2 protein-coding genes are annotated in these 1,332 nt (G+C 38.3%); both read left to right on the plus strand.

Annotated elements, in window-relative coordinates:
- Positions 1-346 (plus strand): DoxX family protein (locus tag AC1DPQ_RS27915; RefSeq protein WP_477611593.1); only part of this gene is annotated, 346 nt, incomplete at its 5' end.
- A gap of 46 nt (positions 347-392) precedes the next feature.
- A complete protein-coding gene (locus AC1DPQ_RS27920) occupies positions 393-977 on the plus strand; it encodes a YdeI/OmpD-associated family protein (protein WP_477579881.1) in 585 nt (194 codons plus the stop codon).
- Positions 978-1,332: the final 355 nt, after the last annotated feature.

Below are 1,332 nucleotides of genomic sequence, written 5' to 3' on the forward strand. Positions count from 1 at the left end.
GTCGCTAGGCATGTCATCAACAGGAATAGTACAGTTGATAAAAATGAAAGAAGAAGTGGCATTGTTTACGCAATTGGGTTATCCACTTTATTTTCTGACTATATTGGGAATTTGGAAAATTTTGGGTGTGGTTGCGGTGTTAATTCCTAAATTTACTTTATTGAAAGAATGGGCTTATGCAGGTTTTTTCTTTGCCATGTCTGGTGCTGTTTTCTCACATATCGCAATTGGCGATACCAGTACTTCAGCATACTTCGGGCCAATATTGCTACTTGTGTTAACTGTAGTGTCGTGGTACTTTAGGCCTGCAGATAGAAAATTAGTTCAGTTAACTAAAATAATTTAAGCCATATGGAAGGAACAGGACAAAGAARCGAACAAATTCGACTGATATGAAAACGAATCCAAAAGTTGATTTTTATTTTAACAAAGCGAAAAGGTGGCAGGAAGAACTGTTGCTGCTACGGACAATTGCCCTAGATTGTGGGCTTACCGAAGAATTAAAATGGGGAGTGCCTTGTTATACCTTACACAACAGCAACATCGTTTTAATACATGATTTTAAAGAATACTGCGCATTTTTATTTTTTAAAGGCGTTTTATTGAATGATACCGCTGGGATCCTGATTCAGCAAACGAAGAATGTACAAGTAGGCAGGCAGGTGCGCTTTACCAATGCCCTCGAAATAGTGGAGCTTAAAGCTATTTTGAAGACCTATATTTATGAAGCCATTGAGGTAGAAAAAGCTGGTTTGAAAGTAGATTTGAAAAAGACTACGGAATATACCGTTCCGGTTGAGTTTCAGCATAAATTAGATCACATTCCAGATTTAAAAGCGGCATTCGAAGCCTTAACGCCCGGCCGTCAAAGAGCTTATCTGCTTCATTTTGCGGCACCCAAGCAAGCTAAAACCCGTGAGGCAAGGGTAGAGAAATTTATGCCACAGATATTAAGTGGTAAAGGATTGGACGATTAGTTTTTACGGGGTTTGTCACCCTATTTGTGGTGTCGGATGTTACCATCTGACACTATTACCTTTCTATTTAATTAATTTCCGTTTTGTGAATTGTGATTATAGTCAGATGGTAACTGACTATAATCAGTGTAATGGGATCCTTCTACCCCGAAATTTATTGCTACATTTAATTACAAAACCGCAATATGGATACTGCATTTTACTTAGAGAAATTTCAAAAAGCAGCTGATCAGCTCGATCAAAAAAAGCTTCGTGAAAAAGAAATCCAGGCCGCTGTTGGAGTGGTTTTGGATTCCGTATTTTTAAAACTCTATAAAAAATCTTGGGCAAGTCCCGAGCAGGATCCCTTAACTGC

The sequence above is a fragment of the Pedobacter sp. 01T416_2 genome, from assembly GCF_056398925.1.